This window comes from Aurantimicrobium sp., assembly GCF_036667855.1.
GTDB lineage: Bacteria > Actinomycetota > Actinomycetes > Actinomycetales > Microbacteriaceae > Aurantimicrobium.
The window spans coordinates 1-610 of sequence record NZ_JAVWTF010000130.1; the positions used below are offsets into that span (position 1 = coordinate 1).

General features: G+C 58.2%; 1 protein-coding gene. It reads right to left on the reverse strand.

Annotated features, from left to right (window positions below; all coding sequences use genetic code 11):
• Positions 1-610 (reverse strand): GTP-binding protein (locus RR877_RS10690; RefSeq protein ID WP_332628265.1); only part of this gene is annotated, 610 nt, incomplete at both ends.

A 610-nucleotide genomic window follows, 5' to 3' on the forward strand; every position in this document is an offset into this window, starting at 1 on the left:
ACTACGGTACCACGGCCAGCGATGGAGAAGACGTCTTCGATAGGCATCAGGAACGGCTGGTCGATAGCGCGCTCCGGCTCCGGGATGTAGGTATCCAGGTGGTTAGCCAGCTCGATGATTTTCTCTTCCCACTGAGCTTCGCCTTCCAGCGCTTTCAGAGCGGAACCACGTACTACCGGCAGGTCATCACCCGGGAAGTCGTACTCGGTCAGCAGTTCACGCACTTCCATTTCGACCAGCTCGAGCAGCTCTTCGTCGTCTACCATGTCGCATTTGTTCAGGAACACGATGATGTACGGAACGCCAACCTGGCGACCCAGCAGGATGTGCTCACGAGTTTGCGGCATCGGGCCGTCAGTCGCGGCTACTACCAGGATTGCGCCATCCATCTGGGCAGCACCGGTGATCATGTTCTTAACATAGTCGGCGTGACCCGGGCAATCTACGTGGGCGTAGTGGCGGATCGCGGTGTCGTATTCTACGTGGGAGGTGTTGATGGTGATACCACGCTCACGCTCTTCCGGTGCCTTGTCGATCTGGTCGAAGGCGAAAGCTTTACCACCGAAGTGCTTGGCCAGCACGTTGGTGATGGCGGCGGTCAGGGTGGTCT